The organism is Ruegeria sp. HKCCD7628 (genome assembly GCF_057221005.1).
This window is the reverse complement of record NZ_JBWVBA010000001.1, coordinates 245,254-262,174: the sequence shown is the minus strand read 5'-3', so window position 1 is coordinate 262,174 and position 16,921 is coordinate 245,254. Positions and strand designations below refer to the sequence as shown.

15 protein-coding genes and 1 pseudogene are annotated in these 16,921 nt (G+C 54.1%); 4 read left to right on the top strand and 12 right to left on the bottom strand.

What is annotated here, in order from left to right; genetic code table 11:
* The first annotated feature begins 154 nt into the window (after nt 1-154).
* Nucleotides 155-589, top strand: a complete 435-nt coding sequence (locus tag AC2TAD_RS01320; protein ID WP_170354256.1) for an ion channel — start codon at nt 155-157, stop codon at nt 587-589.
* Here the strand turns inward: AC2TAD_RS01320 and cls are convergent.
* The 3 genes from cls to AC2TAD_RS01305 form a co-directional block, all read right to left on the bottom strand.
* On the bottom strand, nt 586-1,998 hold the full coding sequence (gene cls / locus AC2TAD_RS01315; RefSeq protein WP_480865603.1) for a cardiolipin synthase: 1,413 nt from the start codon (nt 1,996-1,998) through the stop codon (nt 586-588). The genes AC2TAD_RS01320 and cls overlap by 4 nt on opposite strands.
* Nucleotides 1,999-2,021: 23 nt before the next feature.
* Nucleotides 2,022-2,996, bottom strand: a complete 975-nt coding sequence (locus AC2TAD_RS01310) for an HAD family hydrolase (protein ID WP_480865602.1) — start codon at nt 2,994-2,996, stop codon at nt 2,022-2,024.
* Between the two features lie 75 nt (nt 2,997-3,071).
* The gene (locus tag AC2TAD_RS01305) at nt 3,072-4,682 is read right to left on the bottom strand and encodes an arylsulfatase (RefSeq protein ID WP_174821779.1); all 1,611 of its coding nucleotides are present in this window, start codon (nt 4,680-4,682) and stop codon (nt 3,072-3,074) included.
* A 197-nt stretch (nt 4,683-4,879) separates the two neighbouring features.
* Here AC2TAD_RS01305 and AC2TAD_RS01300 point away from each other — a divergent pair, with 197 nt between their 5' ends.
* Nucleotides 4,880-5,560 carry a Crp/Fnr family transcriptional regulator gene (locus AC2TAD_RS01300; RefSeq protein WP_170751334.1) on the top strand — a complete coding sequence of 227 codons (681 nt, stop codon included), beginning with the start codon at nt 4,880-4,882 and terminating at the stop codon, nt 5,558-5,560.
* A 2-nt stretch (nt 5,561-5,562) separates the two neighbouring features.
* Here the strand turns inward: AC2TAD_RS01300 and AC2TAD_RS01295 are convergent, their stop codons facing one another.
* From AC2TAD_RS01295 to AC2TAD_RS01255, 9 genes and pseudogenes are all read right to left on the bottom strand, one after another.
* A complete protein-coding gene (locus tag AC2TAD_RS01295) occupies nt 5,563-6,714 on the bottom strand; it encodes a hypothetical protein (protein WP_480865601.1) in 1,152 nt (383 codons plus the stop codon).
* A gap of 77 nt (nt 6,715-6,791) precedes the next feature.
* Nucleotides 6,792-7,697, bottom strand: coding sequence for a tetratricopeptide repeat protein (locus AC2TAD_RS01290; protein WP_480866664.1), 906 nt, complete (start codon nt 7,695-7,697; stop codon nt 6,792-6,794).
* A 9-nt stretch (nt 7,698-7,706) separates the two neighbouring features.
* Nucleotides 7,707-8,042, bottom strand: a pseudogene (locus AC2TAD_RS01285) (vWA domain-containing protein); the annotation flags it as partial.
* A 251-nt stretch (nt 8,043-8,293) separates the two neighbouring features.
* Nucleotides 8,294-9,277, bottom strand: a complete 984-nt coding sequence (locus tag AC2TAD_RS01280) for a vWA domain-containing protein (protein ID WP_480865600.1) — start codon at nt 9,275-9,277, stop codon at nt 8,294-8,296.
* The gene (locus tag AC2TAD_RS01275) at nt 9,277-9,747 is read right to left on the bottom strand and encodes a DUF4381 domain-containing protein (protein ID WP_480865599.1); all 471 of its coding nucleotides are present in this window, start codon (nt 9,745-9,747) and stop codon (nt 9,277-9,279) included. Before AC2TAD_RS01275 ends, AC2TAD_RS01280 begins: the two co-directional genes overlap by 1 nt.
* On the bottom strand, nt 9,744-10,691 hold the full coding sequence (locus AC2TAD_RS01270) for a DUF58 domain-containing protein (protein WP_480865598.1): 948 nt from the start codon (nt 10,689-10,691) through the stop codon (nt 9,744-9,746). Before AC2TAD_RS01270 ends, AC2TAD_RS01275 begins: the two co-directional genes overlap by 4 nt.
* Before the next feature lie 9 nt (nt 10,692-10,700).
* Nucleotides 10,701-11,678 (bottom strand): AAA family ATPase, encoded by a 978-nt coding sequence (locus tag AC2TAD_RS01265; RefSeq protein WP_480865597.1) that lies wholly within the window; start codon nt 11,676-11,678, stop codon nt 10,701-10,703.
* Between the two features lie 111 nt (nt 11,679-11,789).
* A complete protein-coding gene (locus AC2TAD_RS01260) occupies nt 11,790-12,929 on the bottom strand; it encodes an acetoin utilization protein AcuC (protein WP_480865596.1) in 1,140 nt (379 codons plus the stop codon).
* Nucleotides 12,904-13,986: an AI-2E family transporter gene (locus AC2TAD_RS01255; protein ID WP_480865595.1), complete on the bottom strand. Its 1,083-nt coding sequence runs from the start codon at nt 13,984-13,986 to the stop codon at nt 12,904-12,906. The genes AC2TAD_RS01260 and AC2TAD_RS01255 overlap by 26 nt, the downstream gene beginning before the upstream one ends.
* Nucleotides 13,987-14,136: 150 nt before the next feature.
* Between AC2TAD_RS01255 and AC2TAD_RS01250 the strand changes: the two genes are divergently transcribed.
* On the top strand, nt 14,137-15,003 hold the full coding sequence (locus tag AC2TAD_RS01250; RefSeq protein WP_480865594.1) for a YihY/virulence factor BrkB family protein: 867 nt from the start codon (nt 14,137-14,139) through the stop codon (nt 15,001-15,003).
* Nucleotides 15,000-16,898 (top strand): cytochrome c3 family protein, encoded by a 1,899-nt coding sequence (locus tag AC2TAD_RS01245; protein WP_480865593.1) that lies wholly within the window; start codon nt 15,000-15,002, stop codon nt 16,896-16,898. The genes AC2TAD_RS01250 and AC2TAD_RS01245 overlap by 4 nt, the downstream gene beginning before the upstream one ends.
* Nucleotides 16,899-16,921 lie beyond the last annotated feature (23 nt).

Sequence of the window (16,921 nt, the reverse complement as noted above, 5' to 3'; positions counted from 1 at the left end):
CCGTGCGCCACAATGTGGACCCAACGCAGTCGGAGTCCAGCACTGACACGGATTCGTTTCCATTCGTCGCAGCGGATCACGCAGGGTTGTCCCGATGGGCCTAACCAGTCATTGTTGCAGAGCTTTTTCAGAAGGCAAAACGAGATACGGACACATGACCTTACTTGAACAGATCGTATGGGGCAGCATCTATCTTGGGATTTGCTTCGTTTTGGAAATCATTCTGCTGACGTGGTGCACGCAGGTAATCCGCATCTTTGCGTTGCGACTGGAGAACAGCAAAAGGTTTTTCACCATTGCAGCTCCGTTATGTGTGGCATTGGTGTTTATCGTCGCGATCCATACGTTTCAGGTCTGGCTATGGGCGGTGGTCTGGATCCTGGGGGATATTCTACCCGACTGGAACACAGCGCTGTATTTCTCGTTGGTGACGTTCACGACGCTTGGGTATGGCGACATCGTCTTGGGCGAACCCCTGCGTATCTTCGGTGCTTTCGCGTCGGTGACAGGTTTGTTGGCCTTTGGTCTGTCCACAGCCTTCATGGTGGCCGTGATGACGCAGGTCTTCAAAGAAGAGCTTATGGGTTAAAGGATCGGCGCAAACAGGCGCGCCAGGGGCGATCCGAACCGGATATAAGCGCGCTGGTCGGGCAGGTTCCGTTCAAGCTCATAACTGTTGTCAAAATCGTTCTTAAGCATTTCGGCGACGGCCTCGGCGGCCCGGCTGTCAAAAAACAGGGCCATCGCTTCGAAATTCAGCCGGAATGAACGGTTGTCCAGATTTGTCGTGCCCACGGCAGCAAGAGTGTCGTCCACCACGAATACCTTTTGATGCATAAACCCGTCCGTGTAGCGAAAAACACGAGCACCGCAGTCCCGGATTTCGTCGAAATAAGCAAAGGCAGCCAGCCATGGAAGGCGGTGGTCAATGACTTCGGGGACCAGAATGCGCACATCGACGCCGCGAAGGGCGGCGTGTTGAAGGGCCGTCATCACATCGATATCGGGAACGAAGTATGGCGATGCGATCCACAGGCGTGTTTTGGCCTCGGCGATGGCGGCAAAAAACATCATGGCTCCGGTCTCGGTCTCGTCGCCCGGGCCGGTTGCTACAAGAAGGGCGTTCATGTCTTGATCGGACTCCGGCCCTGCCCAGACCAGTTCGTCAATCAAGTCTTCTTCATGCGCCCAGTGCCAGTCTTCCGTGAAAATCAGTTGCAGCTGGCGGACAATGTGACCGGTCATCCGGATATGCGTGTCCCGCCAATGGCCAAAATGATTGTCCTGGCCCAAATACTCGACACCGACGTTGTGGCCGCCGATGAACCCGATCTCACCATCAATAATCACTGTCTTTCGGTGATTGCGATAGTTCAGCTGAAACCGATGCTGGGGGCCGCGGCGATCACGCGGGTTGGCGATTTCGACACCTGCCTCGCGCAACTTGTCCAAATAGGCTGTCGGCAAACTGTAGCTGCCAACCGAGTCCGTCATAAAGCGAACACTGACGCCTCTTTCCGCTGCAGCGATCAACTTGGCTTGCAAACGCTGCCCCAAAGCGTCGTCGCGAACGATATAGAACTGTATAAGAACGTAGCTGCGCGCTGCGTCAATGGCCTCGAAGATCGCATCGAATGTGGCCTGTCCGTCGACCAGCAACTGTGCACCGTTGCCGCGCGACACAGGCAGATGGGCCAAAGCCTCGAACGGCTTTGGGTTTATGTTCATTGTTTTGGGGTCGGGTTTAGAAAAATCAGCGAAGGTCTTGATCCCCTCGACCACGCTTTCGCTTTGCTTGCGCGCGATGCGGTAGCCCCGAAACCGGTGATGGCCCAGAAACAAATACAGCGGGACACCAAAAACAGGGGCCGAGATCAGGAAAACCACCCAACCGACGGCCCCTTGTGGTGTTCTTGCAGTTTGGGCCGCGCGTAAAGCAAAGATGGCCGCCGTCACGTAAAGGCAAAAGACGGCGACAGAAACAAGCAGTGTCCACATCGTGTTAGCGGCCCTTCTTCAATCTAGTCGGAGCCAGTGTAGACGCGTTTCCAATCCTCGGCCATACCTACGATCACCCATCCCATATCCGGCCCCTTGTCCAACCCGTCCACCAGTTTCCCGATTGGACTTTCACGGTCATAGGCCCATTCACGCGCCGCGTCTGTATGATGGATCAACACTCCTAACCTTGGTCCGTCTCCGGCAGTTGTCCATTCAAGCATTGCGAAATCTCCGTCGGAGTTGCCCGCGGCAAAGATCGGCCGCCGCCCGATAGTGCGTTCGATGTTGATGGGCTTGCCTTCCTTGTCGTCGATGAAGGCGATGCCCGGCGATTTGACGATAGCCGGTTTGCCATCCAACGTTTCGTAGGTCGAAGCAGAATAGGTACCCAACACCTGTTCCGGCGGAATGCCATAAGCTTCTTCGGCGAAGACACGCATGAAATGCAACCCACCTCCGGACACGATATAAGTTCGAAATCCTTCATCTCTGAGGTAGCGAAGAAGCTCCACCATCGGTTGATAGGTCATCGCATCATAGTTTAGGCCGGTTTCAGGATGTTGTGCGGTGTTTAGCCATTCCTCGACCGCCACCTGGAATGCGTCGACGCTTGTGCCAGAATGCGACGCGTTGATCACTTCGATCAGCGCGTCATGCCCACCTTCCGCGATGGCTTGCACATCGCGTTTGGCGGCGGCTTCCAGAACAGGGCTGCTCAGAATGGTCGGATCTGCTTCAGCCATTTCTGACAGACGGTCCATTGCAAAAATGAGCTGAAAATAGACAGGCTGTTCCGCCCAAAGGGTGCCGTCATTGTCAAAAACGGCAATTCGGTCGGCCGGTGTTACATAGTCCATCCCCTGGGGGTCAGTGACAGAGCGTACAAAATCGATAATGCGGGCCTTGGAGTCGGCATCCTGCCAACTGGGCAGCGGATCAGCATAAGCAAAAACCGCTGAAACCGAGAGAAGCCCAGAGAGAAGAACGGCTTTCATGATCAATTCCTTATGTCTGAAAATCGCAAGGGGCCGTTGTTGTTGAAACGGCCCCCTGAAGTATTGCTGTCGACATTAGTTGTTTGTCGGAGTGGCCAATTTCTCCATCACCTGATCCAGATTGAAGCTGGCAGCTTTCTGGCGTGGAGGGAACTCTTGGAATGTTGCCAAGAAGTTACCAACATATTGCTGGGCAGGTACCAAGAAGTACGCTCGATCCAGCAGCCAGTCGTAATAGGTGTTGGACGTCCGATAGGCGCGTTCATATGGGTCGCGACGCAGGTTGATGATCAGAGGGATACGAAGCTCTGTCCACGGTTCGATCCATGCGCGCAGGGTTGCCCATGCTTTCTGCTCAAGGAAGATCAGCTTCCAATCATCAAAACGCAGTGCCGTAAGGTCGCCATCATCCGAGAAATAGAAGATTTCACGACGTGGGCTTTCAGCCGCCTCACCAGTCAACAACGGTAAGATGTTGTATCCATCCAGATGCACTTTGTAGTCACGGCCCATAGCAGCCGAGCTATATCCGGCTTTCAGCTTTTCTTTGATATCTGCGTCACCGGCGACCGCCAGATAGGTTGGCAACCAATCCATATGATGCACGATTTCGTTTGTGACGGAACCGGCTTCGATTTTGCCAGGCCACCGCACCATCGACGGCACGCGCCAGCCACCTTCCCAGTTCGTGTTCTTTTCACCCCAGAATGGCGTTGCGGCCGCGTCTGGCCACGTGTTCATGTGTGGGCCGTTGTCGGTCGAGTAATGCACGATCGTGTTGTCGGCGATGCCAAGCTCATCCAGTAAATCCAGCAATTGGCCGACATGCATGTCATGCTCGATCATACCAGCAGTGTACTCGTCTGCCACACCGCCAAAGATCTCGTTCGCCTGGGCGCGCATTTCGTCTTTGACATGGGTTCGAAAGTGCATGCGAGTACCATTCCACCAAACATAGAAGGGTTGACCCTGTTCGTTCGCGCGCTTGATGAAATCAATCGCCGCAGCGACCGTTTCTTCGTCAACCGTCTCCATACGCTTTTTAGTTAGCGGGCCGGTGTCTTCGATTGTTCCATCGGCTTTGGACTTAATGACGCCTCGGGGACCGTAGGCTTCGCGGAACGTGCGACCGTCAGCAAGAACAGCATCACCGGGGTAGTCTTCATTTTCCGGTTCTTCTTCGGCGTTCAAATGATACAAGTTTCCGAAAAACTCATCAAAACCGTGGTTTGTGGGAAGATGTTCGTCCTTATCACCAAGGTGGTTTTTTCCGAACTGCCCGGTTACATAGCCGTGGTCCTTCAAAAGTCCGGCTATGGTGGGGTCTTCGACCTGCATACCCAGATCAGCACCCGGCAAGCCAACTTTTGACAATCCAGTCCGGAATACCGACTGACCCATAATGTAGGACGAGCGGCCGGCCGTACAGGATTGTTCGCCGTAATAGTCGGTGAAGATCATGCCTTCCTTGGCTACACGGTCAATATTCGGAGTTTGATACCCCATCAGTCCCATGGTGTAGGCTGAGATGTTGGACTGGCCAATGTCATCGCCCCAGATCACCAGAATATTGGGCTTTTGGTCCTGCGCCCAAGCTGGCAGCGCCAAGGCCACGGCGAAAGTCGCCACAGCAATCCGGCGAAGCCCAATTCGCCAATTCTTGGTCGTCAAACGTGGTGGTGACATGGTTTTCTCCCGATCTATATGGGTCAGAAAGACCCAAAGAGTCTTGTTGAAAAAAAGGTTCAACATAAGGAAATTGAACCGTTTTAGAAAATTTGCTCGACCTTTTGGCAGAGTAGCTCGTGAAGGAATCGAACTCTTTTACTGTATGGTAAAAGGTGGACTTTAAATTTATCATATGATCACATTGGAAATTACTAATGTTTGATAAAGTTAATAATATGAACCTCTTGCGGGAAGCCACTTGGTTTGCCGAGCGCTCGCAATGTTTCCAGGAAGATTTATTGAGCTGCGGGATGGTGCGGGCGTTTGAAACTGGTGAAACGCTTTACCATCACGGTGATCCGGTCAATGGGCTGTACGCAGTGTTGGATGGTGGGGTTTTGTTGGCCGTTCCTGCGGATGATGGACAGGACTTAGTCTTTCACCGCCAAGGCGTTGGTTTCTGGTTTGGTGATCTGGCAATGTTCGCGAACTCATTCAGATTGATGAGTGTCGTGACAACTTGCGAGACCACAGTACTGTTTTTTCCAAGTGCGCGGATCAATAGCCTTGTACAGAAACATCCGGACTACATCCGAGATTTCTACGCATTGACCCACTACAATATGCGGACTGCTTTGAGGGTTATTGCCAACCTTCTTGTAACCGGGGCCGAGAAAAGGGTGGCTCTTCGTTTGCTTCATCTGGACGAGGGAACGTCCAAATCCGATGGCTGGATCATAGTATCTCAGGAAGAATTGGCAGAGATGGTGGCTGTTTCCCGTCCTACGCTACACAGAAGCCTTCACCGATTAGAGGATTTGGATTTAATTGAAATCGGTTACGGCCGCATCCTGATAAAAGACAGGGCGGCCCTGTTTGCAAATTGCCAAACCTGAACTCAAGGATTTAGCGGCGGAAGTGCCGTCGGTTTACGCTGTGTGCTCTTTGACAACGAGCCGATAGCCGCGATGGCACCTGACCAATCCGGCTCAGCACCCGATTTCGTCGCAGCGTATCTTGTTGCGGATATCGCAGCCAAGTGGCGTTCCATGACACTGGTATCGACCGTTTCCACCGTGCGCGACTTCCATAAATCCAATGCTGAATAGGCTTTTGACAGGTCCTGTTCATTTAGCGCAGTTCTTAGTTGCGCTAACGCGAACTCCGGCGACGCATTGTAGATTTGTGCTTGCACCTTGCGCCTGCGTCGATACCAAGGAACCATCAAACGAAATACGGCAGCCAAGACTAACGTAAAAAATATAACGTAGGGAGTGACCTGCAGAAGGTTCCGTATGCCAAATTGCTGCTTGGCTGGCCCCGTCAATTGCAGGTCTATTGCTGGTACCTCGGCTGTTTCAACGCTGTCGGATTCAAGGTTATACCAACGCAAGGTTACAGGCGGCAGCGTCGTTTTTCCTGCTGCTTGGGCAAGATAAACCACCTCGTCAACGCGCTGGCCCGAAAGGATCCCACGGTCCTCGGATTCCGAAAACCGCGGGTCTTTCGGGTAAGCCTTCAGCAGCGGATCGTCCGTATCCACCAAAAGCGGGGGTATTAGTATTGAGCTGGTTCCATAAATATTTGCCGTTAACTTGCGCGTAATGGCGTCTCCCGCATGTAGTTCGGAAGGCCCTTCAATGTCTTGGTTTAGTTCAAAGCCGTTGGCGATGATCAGCGGGTCCAACCCTTGTGCGCCTTCAGGCACTTCGACTGACAAAGAGATTTTCGGAAGCGTTACGGTGCTCTGCACGGGCTTATTCGTGTCAGGATCCGCAAAAGTGACTTCGACATCTTGCTCGCCAAAATCCAATTGGCCGGGTGTCAAAGGGTAAAGTCGATAACTGCGCTGGACCCCGGACCAAGTTTTACCATCAACTGTGTCACTTACTGGGCCCGAGGCGCGCTCAGGCAAACGAACCAGTAGATTTTCTTGTTCAAGGGACGGAAACACCGGTGGGGACGGCATGAAGGTTGGAACAAGAACTTTCACACGAACCAGGGCGGGTTGGCCGACGATAACACTTTCTTCTGGAACTTCGACAGACACGCGTGGTTCACTGGAGCTTTCCGATTGTGGTAGCGCGACTGATGGAGCGACCAAACATATGAGAAGAACCAAGTATCTCATTGTTCTTGAGCCTGATTGTCCAGAAGGAAGCGGTTGCGCAAGAAATCCTGCATGTCAGTGTCAATCGCACTGATCCATTGATCCGCTGGCAACGGAGCGGACCCGTCTACAGGCGCCTGGGCGGTCGTATCTTGGCCGCGTCCATCCTCATTATCGAAAACGGTGTCGTCCGCTCCGATACCTGCTTCTTCTCCGGTGTCGGACTGCTCTCTGGTGGTTTCAACATAAGCAAGAATAGCCTGTGAAACTTCAAGGTTGTGTTGTGCCTCAGGCCAGCCTGGTCGCCTCTCCAGAGCAGTTTCGAACGCGGAAATTGCAGGCCGGTATTCTCGGTTTCGAATTCTTGCCAAGCCTTCTGCAAATGCGGCCTCTGGGGTGTTTAACTGGGTCAAAACGGTGATCGCCTCGGGGTATTTTCCCGCTTTCAACAGTGCATAACCTTGGTGGTACGGGTCTTCGAATAGGTCAGCAGCCTTTGCAAACTCTTTGTTATTCAACGCGATTTGCCCCTGTTGATCCGGTGTCCGGAACCAATCTCGCCAACCTTCGGCCTGGGCTGGACCTGACGGAGAAGCTAAAAAGCAAACCAGCAATACCCATTGTATTACCCAACCGCGCCTGAACCACAGCAAACACATCAAGGCCGCGGGCCAAGCAAAAATCCACCCCTGATCGCGCCATTTCACAAGGTCGTTGTCGTCCAGCGCGCTGGTATAGGAAGATTTGATAAGCTTTTGTAATTGCCTGATGTCTTGATCATCGTTTGAGAATTGAACAACTTGTGCACTTTCAAAATTGTCCAATTGAACGATTGTGTCACCCTCAGGAAGCATGGTCAGAAACAAAAGCTGAGTTTCGGTTGTTTTCATGTTTTGCAGCTGGGATGGTGCGATATCATCCAAGACAAAAAGGATGGCTCCTGCCGTCGTGTTGCCTTGCAGTATGTCTTCGCCAATTGCCAAAGCGTCAGTGGCTGAATCCCCGTCTTTGGGCATGACTGCCGGTTCCAAACCTTCAAGCAAGGGGCGTAGGATATTGGCGTCCTCAGTCAAAGGGGCTACGCGGTGCGGTGACCCGGCATAAGCCACGAGCGCGGTCTGAGCACCGGCGCGAGCGTTGATGAGATCGGTGATTTTGAACTTTGCGCGCTCTAATCTGGAGGGCGTTAAGTCAGAATTCTCCATACTTTCCGCTACCTTCAGCGTAATTACTAAAGGAGCGGTATCAGCAATCAATGGGTTTTCCATTCGAGACCAGGTCGGGCCTGCCGCAGCCAATACAATAAACGCGCTCGCTATCATCGCGATGTCAGCTGGGTAAACTCCGCGGGTTTCTGCAGCGCCAACCCGCAACGCTTCTGCAAGGTGCGGGGCGATACTTTCCGAGAAATCCTGTTTCTGTGATTTCTTGGGGCGGGTTATCCTCCAAAGAAAGAGGACTGGGATAAGAAAAAACAGCCAATACGCTCGAATAAAATGAAATTCCGCCAGTGCCTCAATCATTGGGGCCACCTGCGGTGCTGAAAAACGCTGAGATAGGTTGAGATCGCAAGTATCACAATCACCGCGGCCAACAGCGGGTATTGACCGAGGTTTTCCCTTGGGCGGAAACTTTGCGTTTCTACGATCCTTGGGTTTTGCGCATCGATCTGCCGGTAGACATCGGTCAGGGCTTCTTCATCATCTGCAAAAAAGTACTGGCCACCCGTGCGTTCCGCGATATCCTGCAATGCCTGAAGATCGACACGGTCTTCTCCGGTCGCGCTCGGATCGCCGACGCCAATCGTGTACACGGCAACCCCTTTCTCGGCCGCAATGGCGGCTGCATTGATCGAGGTCATCCTGCTGGATGTGTCGGCTCCGTCGCTTAGGACGATCATCATACGCTGATCAACGTCGCTGGATTCGAACGTACGAATGCCCAAGCCAATAGCGTCACCAAGTGCGGTGTTGGGGCCTGCCATTCCAACCGCGGTCTGATCAAGAAAGCCGTTTAAACTTTTGGTATCCTGCGTAAATGGGGCTTGTATGAATGCTCTGGTGCCGAAGACTATCAAAGCCATTCGATCACTTTCACGTTCGGATATGAAAGTGCGCATGACATCTTTCACAGCCTCTAACCGTTGTTTCGGCGCACCGTCGGTTGACGTGAAGTCTCGCTGATCCATTGATCCTGAAATATCGAGCGCCAGAACAACGTCGCGCGCGGATTTTTCGAGTGTTATCGGGTCAGCCAGTCTTTCAGGTCGCGCAAGCGCTAGTACCAGAAGAAACCAGATTAGTATGATTGTAAGCTTGGGTAGTCTGGCGCGATTGCGTATCGACGAACCGGACCGCGGCTCTATGCCACTCGCTTTAGCCACGCGGCGGAAAAAGGGTATTCGGATCGAAGCCGCTTTTTCGCGATATGGCGGAGCGAACCAATAAACGACCGCAGGTACCGGTAAAAGAAGGAAGGCCCAAGGCGCAGCGAAGGAGATCATCAGGACACTCCTTCAACACGATGTGTTTTTATCCATTTTTTCGCAATTTCAGCGACTTCTGGATCATTCCTCGTCGCTTTGTAGGGCGCTTCGGTAAGAACATGTCCTAGGGCATCAGGAAAGACCGCAGCCGAAGATCGGTTCAGGAAATCAATCCACTCTCGACCATAGAGACCTGCAACCAGCGAGCGCGGATATACCGCCAGTGCCGTTCGGCGCAAAACGTCGGCAATTTGGGCTACATCGCCTTGAGCGTCGTCAATATTTGCTAGAGCCAATCGGCGGTATGCATTCAACTTGCGGCGTCGACGTATCAGTAGCGCCGCGCAAAGAACTGCAAAGATTAGTAAAACCGCCAAAATTAGCCACCCCACGGTTTGCGGTGTCATCGCGATCACCTGTGGCTCTGGCGCGGGTTTCAGCATGTCCAGCAGTTCGACAAGGGACTTGCCTTCGACGTCGGCACTCATCTCGGACCTCCGCCATGACCGAACAGTTTCAAAAGTTGTCCCAGCGCTGGTTCAGCAGTTGTCAACGGAACGATGGGGAACCCATATCTTAGGGACCATTTGGACAACTGGGCCAGCCGATCTTCCATAGCCTCTCGGATTCGCTTTGCCAGATCGGGGGTCGAGCCATCGATTTCGATCTGCTGTTCTCCATCCGAGACGGTCAGCCTTGCCTCGGTCGGAACTGTATGTGCGCTGGGATCAGAAATGTTAAACAGGATCAGGTCGTTTGCGTGTGACAGTCTGCGAAACAGGCTCTCCGAGTTCTGGTCCACACCGTCGAAATCAGAAAATACGCAGACTAGCGCATTGGTATGAGCGATACGCGCTGCCTGCTTCAAAACTTCGTTCAACGTAACGGACGTTTCGAACCGCAAATCTGCATTCAGATTGCAGTTCATGGCTCCGACAGAAGTTAGAAATCGCATAAGCGCCGCCGCACGTCTTTGAGGGCGGTGTTCTGCTAGACCAGTGTCACCGAAAACAATACCTCCTACGCGGTCGCCCTGCGCCAATACTCGATGCGCTGCGATTGCTGCTGCCTCTGCGGCCACAACAGATTTCATGAATTCCTTGGTTCCGAAGAACATCGAAACCCTTTGATCAACCAACAACAGGACAGGGCGGTCACGCTCTTCGGTGTAAACGCGGACGTGGGGGGCACCTGTTCTGGCTGTGACTTTCCAATCAATGGTTCGAATATCGTCGCCGGGCAGGTAGTTGCGCAGTTCTTCGAAATTAAGACCACGTCCGCGCAATCGCGAGGAATGCCGCCCGTTAAGGATCGAACGGGCTGGTTGTTTTGGCAGCAAGCTAAGCCCGGTAGACCTGCCACCAAGTTGCAGCAAGTGCTGCGCAGTCACATGGATGCGGGGATCAGAGGGATATGTGGCATTTCGGGCCACGGCGCCAGCTTAGGGCAGGGCCACAAGGCGAAGAATTTCTGCGACAACATCGTCAGCCGTTTTCGCCTCGCCTTCGGCTTCGAAACTAAGTGTAATGCGGTGTCTGAAAACGTCATGCGCGATGGCCCGGATATCAGCTGGGTCCACATAGTCGCGCCCGTTCATCCAGGCTTGCGCACGCCCGCATTTGTCAAGTGCCAGCGAAGCGCGCGGGCTTGCACCTATCTCGATCAAGTTGGCCAAGTCCTCGCTGAACTTGTCGGGTGTTCGTGTCGCTTGCACCAGATCGGCCATATACCTGTCCATTGCGTCTGACACATGTATTTGTGCAATTTCCGCCCTTGCGGTGAACACAGCGTCTTGAGGGATCGGCGCAGGAGCTTCGGTTCGGGATGAAGAAGCGGTGGCGTTGTCTTCACCGCGCACAAGCCGAATGACCTCGACCTCGTCTTCGACGGGTGGATAAGTGATCTGTACGTGCATCAGGAAGCGGTCCATCTGCGCTTCGGGCAGGGGGTAGGTCCCTTCTTGCTCGATGGGGTTCTGGGTTGCCATCACTATGAATAACGGGTCCATCGTGTGGGTCGTACCCGATACCGTGACCTGACGCTCTTCCATGGCTTCAAGCAACGCGGCCTGAACCTTTGCCGGCGCTCGGTTAATTTCGTCCGCCAGAACAATATTGGCAAAGATGGGGCCCGGCTCGAAGCGGAATGTTCCGCCGTCCGGTGTTTGTTGAAACACTTCAGTTCCGGTGACGTCAGACGGCAATAGGTCTGGAGTAAACTGAATTCGGTTGAAGTGGGCATCCAAATTTCGGGCCATTGCTTTGACGGCCCGGGTTTTCGCCAAGCCTGGCAAACCTTCGATTAGCAAGTTTCCGTTCGCCAAAAGTCCAATCAACAGGCGGTCGATCACGTCGGCCTGGCCGATAATCGACTGCCCCATCCGAGATTTCAGATCATTTATTTGATTGTGTGCATTCATTGCTTGTTCCAGTTGAAGCTTCATGCTGCAGGGATGCAATTGGGATAGTAACGGTTGCTCGGAATTGCGCTGTGCTAGCATCAGGTTAGCAGCCCGCTACGTTTCGTTCCACTATGGAATTCTTGCCCTGATGCGAGCCAGACTAGCGGACAATTCAGAACGAACTGGTCCAAGGTGTGGCTTGTCCCGAAGCGTTTTTACCCAGTGTTTGGGCGGCTGTTTTCCCCCTCCGCGGCTCCATGTCAGGGATTTGAGGATGATCTGCGCATTTGCATCCAGAGCGTCCGGTATTTCATACCCATTTAGCGTTGCCCAAACGCCGCTCCATAGGCGGGCAACTGACCACGGGTTGTAGCCGCCGCCACCTAAAACGAGGAACCGCGGCGCCAATTTCTGCAAACTCGACACTGCCCTCCAATGCGCATTATTGGACAAGGTCAAACGCGAGAGGGGATCTTCGACCACAGCATCGGCACCGCATTGAAGAAGGATGGCTTGAGGGCGAAACGCAGCGGCGGCAGGTAGTATCAGCTCTTCCAGGATGGCAAAGAATTCGTCGTCATTCAGGCCCCGAGGGACGGGCAGGTTGAAAGCCGCTCCTCCCGCAGTGTCATCCAGTGTTCCACTGAATGGCCAGCGGCGCTCTTCGTGAATTGATATCATTCTGACCTTAGTGGAGCCGTGGAACGCAGCCTCGACTCCGTCGCAATGATGGGCGTCGATATCGACGTAGACTATCCGGCTCAATCCGTAACGGATGAGGGACTGAATCGCCAAGACAGGATCGTTGAGGTAGCAAAACCCGTTGGCTCGGTCGGATAGACCGTGATGAGTGCCGCCGGCAGGGTTAAAGACAACACCGCCATCGCGGATTAGTTCCGCGCCCAGCATCGAACCACCGGCAGCGGTGGCTGGTCGACGATACATCTCGGGGAAAACCGGGTTGGACAGGGTGCCCAGCCCGTGTTTTTGTCGGGTTTCGTCTGATACGAATTGCGACGCCTCTGCCTTTTGCAGCGCATCGATGTATGCAGGCGTATGAAACGCGTGCAGCGCCTTTGGTTTGGCGCAGGGGCTCACGCGATAATTTTCAGCCTTCAGCCAGCCCAACGCGCGACACAGATCAATAACTGTTGAAACGCGGGGAATCGCTAGGGGATGTTTCGCACCGTAGGTGGACTTCCGATAGATTTCGGCACCAATGAAAAGAGGGTGCTGCATCGCTTCAGGTTTCTGTGTTGCCCTGATCATCCCAAATCCGACCGTCCAGCGACATCAAAACCGCGATTGGGCGCAAGGCGGAAATGTGGCTGAATACGATCAGGATGCAGACCGTTAAAGGCACACTCAGGAACGCTCCTATCATGCCCCAGACTGTTGTCCAGAAAGTCAGAGCTAGGATCACGAGGAAGGTCGACATATTGAGTGACCGGCCCAGCATCGCAGGGTCCAGGAAGTTGCCGATAGCGAACTGAATCGTCCCGCAACCGAATACGATGATCAGGAAAGGGCCGATGGTTTCGAATTGAACCAATGCAATCATTGCCGGAAACACCACCGCAATAATCGACCCGATTGAAGGGATGAAGTTCAGTGCAAATGTCAACACGGCCCATGTTTCGGAATATTCTAGGCCAAGAACTCGGAACACCGAGTAACTGATCCCCGCCGTAATTAGACTGATGAAGGTTTTCACGCCCACATAGCGTTGAAGGCTGAACGAGATCGCATCCAACACCGCAGCGAACTCGGCACCGGTTTCTGGGTTCCCGGCGGCTAGCCGGATTTTCTTGCGAAAGGCCAGTCTTTCGGCCATCAAAAATGCGACGTAAAGGCTGATCAGGAAGAATTGGTTCAGCAGTGATGTGGCGCTGCCTAGCAGTACGCGCGCGACATAGGTCATGTCGATATTGATCAGATTGTCGCGTATGAAGGTTGTTACATTGTTGCCCACAAGTCCGGTGATCCGATTGACGGCTCCGTCGAACTGGCTTTCGTAGTCGCTGATCGAGCGTGCGAACTGCGTCGCCTGACTGCCCAGAATATACATGATCATGAACAACCCTGCCAAAACCACGGTAACGCCTGCAATATTGGCCAACCAGACAGGCGCGCGGGTCAGGGCGATCACACGGTCGCTAAGCGCCATGATCAGAACGTTGATCAAGAGGGCCATGGTCAACGGGATTAAAAACGCCGCCCCCGCATAAAGCGCAAGCACTGTCAGCGTCGCCACAATGGCCGCATCGCGCACGACAGCCAATTTTATACGCGGCGAGGACGCGGAGTTTTCTGGATCCAGGGTCATTTAGCTGCCTGTGACGTTGCAGGTTGGATTACCTTGATCCTGCACAGACCAGAAAATTATGCAATGCATCCAGATGTTTGGGGAAGTTAATTTGCCCATTTTGAGGTTTTGACGGTTCTGTGATCGCGTTGGGCGGGTTAGGCTTTGATCATGATTTCTCAAGTGATTCCTTCGCTGAGTCGCCCAATCCAAGCTTTGTGGCTGGCCATTGGACGGTTCGGTGGCAAAAACGGCCTTGTCATGAGTAGCCATGTCGCCATGTCGTTGATGTTGGCACTGTTCCCATTTGTTCTGTTCACAGTGGCATTGGCCGGGTCCTTGTCACAAGGTTATGTCACCGAAGAACTGATCGAATTGATCTTTGGCGCATGGCCCAAGGATGTAGCCGATCCCATCGTATCCGAACTTCGCGCAGTGCTAGAGCAGTCGGGGTCGGGCGTGATTACTTTGGGCGGCCTTTTGGCGATCTTCTTTGCCTCGAACGGGGTGGTTGCTGTCAGGGCGGCTATGAATCAGGCTTATCATGATCAAGACAGTTGGCCATTTTGGAAAACGCGGCTGCTGTGCCTTGGTCTGGTGATCATCGGTGGGGCGACAATTCTGGCCATCGCTGCAGTCGAGGTCATCTTGCCGGTTTACACCAAACTGGTTTCGGAAAAGACAGATGTAAACGTATCGCATTGGTTGTCCGTGGACCGCCTGCGCTGGACGTTTACCGTAGCCGTTCCAGCCGGAACTGTCTTTTTGGCGCATTTGATCCTGCCCACTCGGCGCCATTCCATGTCACAAATTCTGCCGGGGGTCTTGTTGACTTTGGCGCTTTGGGCCGCGGGCGGGTGGGGCTTTTCGATCTACATCAGCCAATTCGCATCCTACAGTGCCACCTATGCAGGCTTGGCCGGAGCGATGGCTGCCCTGATCTTTTTGTATCTGTGCGCGGCGATCCTGATATTGGGCGCGGAATACAATGGCGCGCTCATGGATTTGCAAGTTGGCGATGATGGGGACCAACCGTGAAAGCTCTTTGGATTATCCTTGGTCTGATGCTGCCGACCTTTGCCGCAGCCCAGGTGCCCGTCTATGTCGGTTCCGATCAATGCAAAGATTGTCACGAGGCTGAGGCCGCGGCGTGGTCGCAATCTCATCACGCCTTGGCCTGGACAGATGTGGAGGACGGTCATGTTGTTGCAGATTTCAATGGTACGCAGTTCGACCATGATGGGATGTCTGTCCATTTCTCCGATGACGGAGATCTGCGCGCCAGGGTCACGGAGAAAGACGGGGTATCAAACGATTACACGGTACACTCGGTAGTCGGTATCGAACCCCTGCAACAATATCTGTTCGAAACCCGACCGGGGCAATTGCAAAGCTTTGATGTCGTTTGGGACACTGAAGAAAACCGTTGGTTCCACTTATACCCGGATCAGGACCTGCCGCCCGATGATGGGTTGCACTGGACCGGCCCCTATAAAAACTGGAATGCGCGTTGTGCCGAGTGTCACGCCACTGGCTTTGACAAGAACTATGACGCGGGCACGCGCTCATATGCGTCTACCCAGGCGGAAATCGGGGTTGGATGTGAAGCATGCCATGGGCCAGGCTCGGCGCATATTGACTGGACGAACGGGCAGGGGGGCAGCCCCGACCTGACGGAATATGGCTTCACGATGGAATGGGGCGCGGGGCGGACTGATGCCGAGATACAGCAATGTGCCGGTTGCCATTCCCGCCGCGAGGCGCATGGGGATGGCAACCCGTTGCCGGGCACGGCGTATCACGATGCCTACAACCTGGCGGTTTTACGGCCGGGGCTCTACCACCCGGATGGCCAAATTCTGGACGAGGTCTACGTCTATGGCTCATTCCTGCAGTCGCGAATGTACGCGCAAGGGGTCGGCTGCATGGATTGCCACGAGCCACATAGCGCGATGCTTAAGGCCGAAGGAAACGGGCTGTGTACGCAATGCCATTCGGGTGCGGGGAATGACCGCTTTCCGACCCTCGCCCGCGGAGAATACGACACGTCTGCGCATCATAACCATCCCGATGGCAGCGCAGGGGCACAGTGCAAATCGTGCCACATGATTGAACGGGTTTACATGGGTGTGGATGGCCGTCGCGATCACAGTTTTCGCGTCCCGCGTCCCGATCTGGCACTGGGTCAGGATGCCTGCACCGATTGCCATACGGATCAAAACCAATCCTGGGCTGCCGCACAAATAGCCGATTGGTTTCCGGAATCGTCTCACCGTGGTCCCCATTATGGAACTGTATTCAACGCTGCAGTGACGGGGCAGGCCGAAGGACCATCGGCGCTGCTGGGTATTGCGGGTGATCAGACGCAACCGGGTATTGTCAGGGCGACAGCTGCATATCTATTGCAGAACTACGGCTCGGCGGAAGTTGCTGCACAGACTGCAGGGTTGCTGTCTGACCAAGATCCTTTGGTCCGTGCGAACGCTGTGGTGCTGCAACGTTCCGCCGAGCTCCGCGATCAGATTGAGCGGCTGGAACCTTTGTTGTCCGATCCGCTGTTGAACGTGCGTATTGCTGTCGCCAAAGAGCTTCTGACCATTCCGCAACAAGCCCTGACCGCCGGGCAACAGTCAAAGGCGGGTCAAGTGATGGCAGAATGGCAGGATGCCATTGCCAATCGGCTGGACTTTCCAGAAACCCATATGGTGCTGGGCGGGATGGCTTTGACCTTTCGGAACGCGCCAGCGGCCGAACGCGCCTTTCGCGAGGTGATACAACTGGATCCGCAGCGAGCTGAGGCATGGCCCATTCTGGTGCAACTGGTCCAACTCAACAGCGGAACTGAAGCGGCTCTGGACGTCCTAAGCCAAGGGTTGGACCGGGTACCCGATCACCCGGATCTGCTGCAACTGCAAAGGCAGTTGACCCGCTAAAACGGCACCGCTTCGCCCGGTTT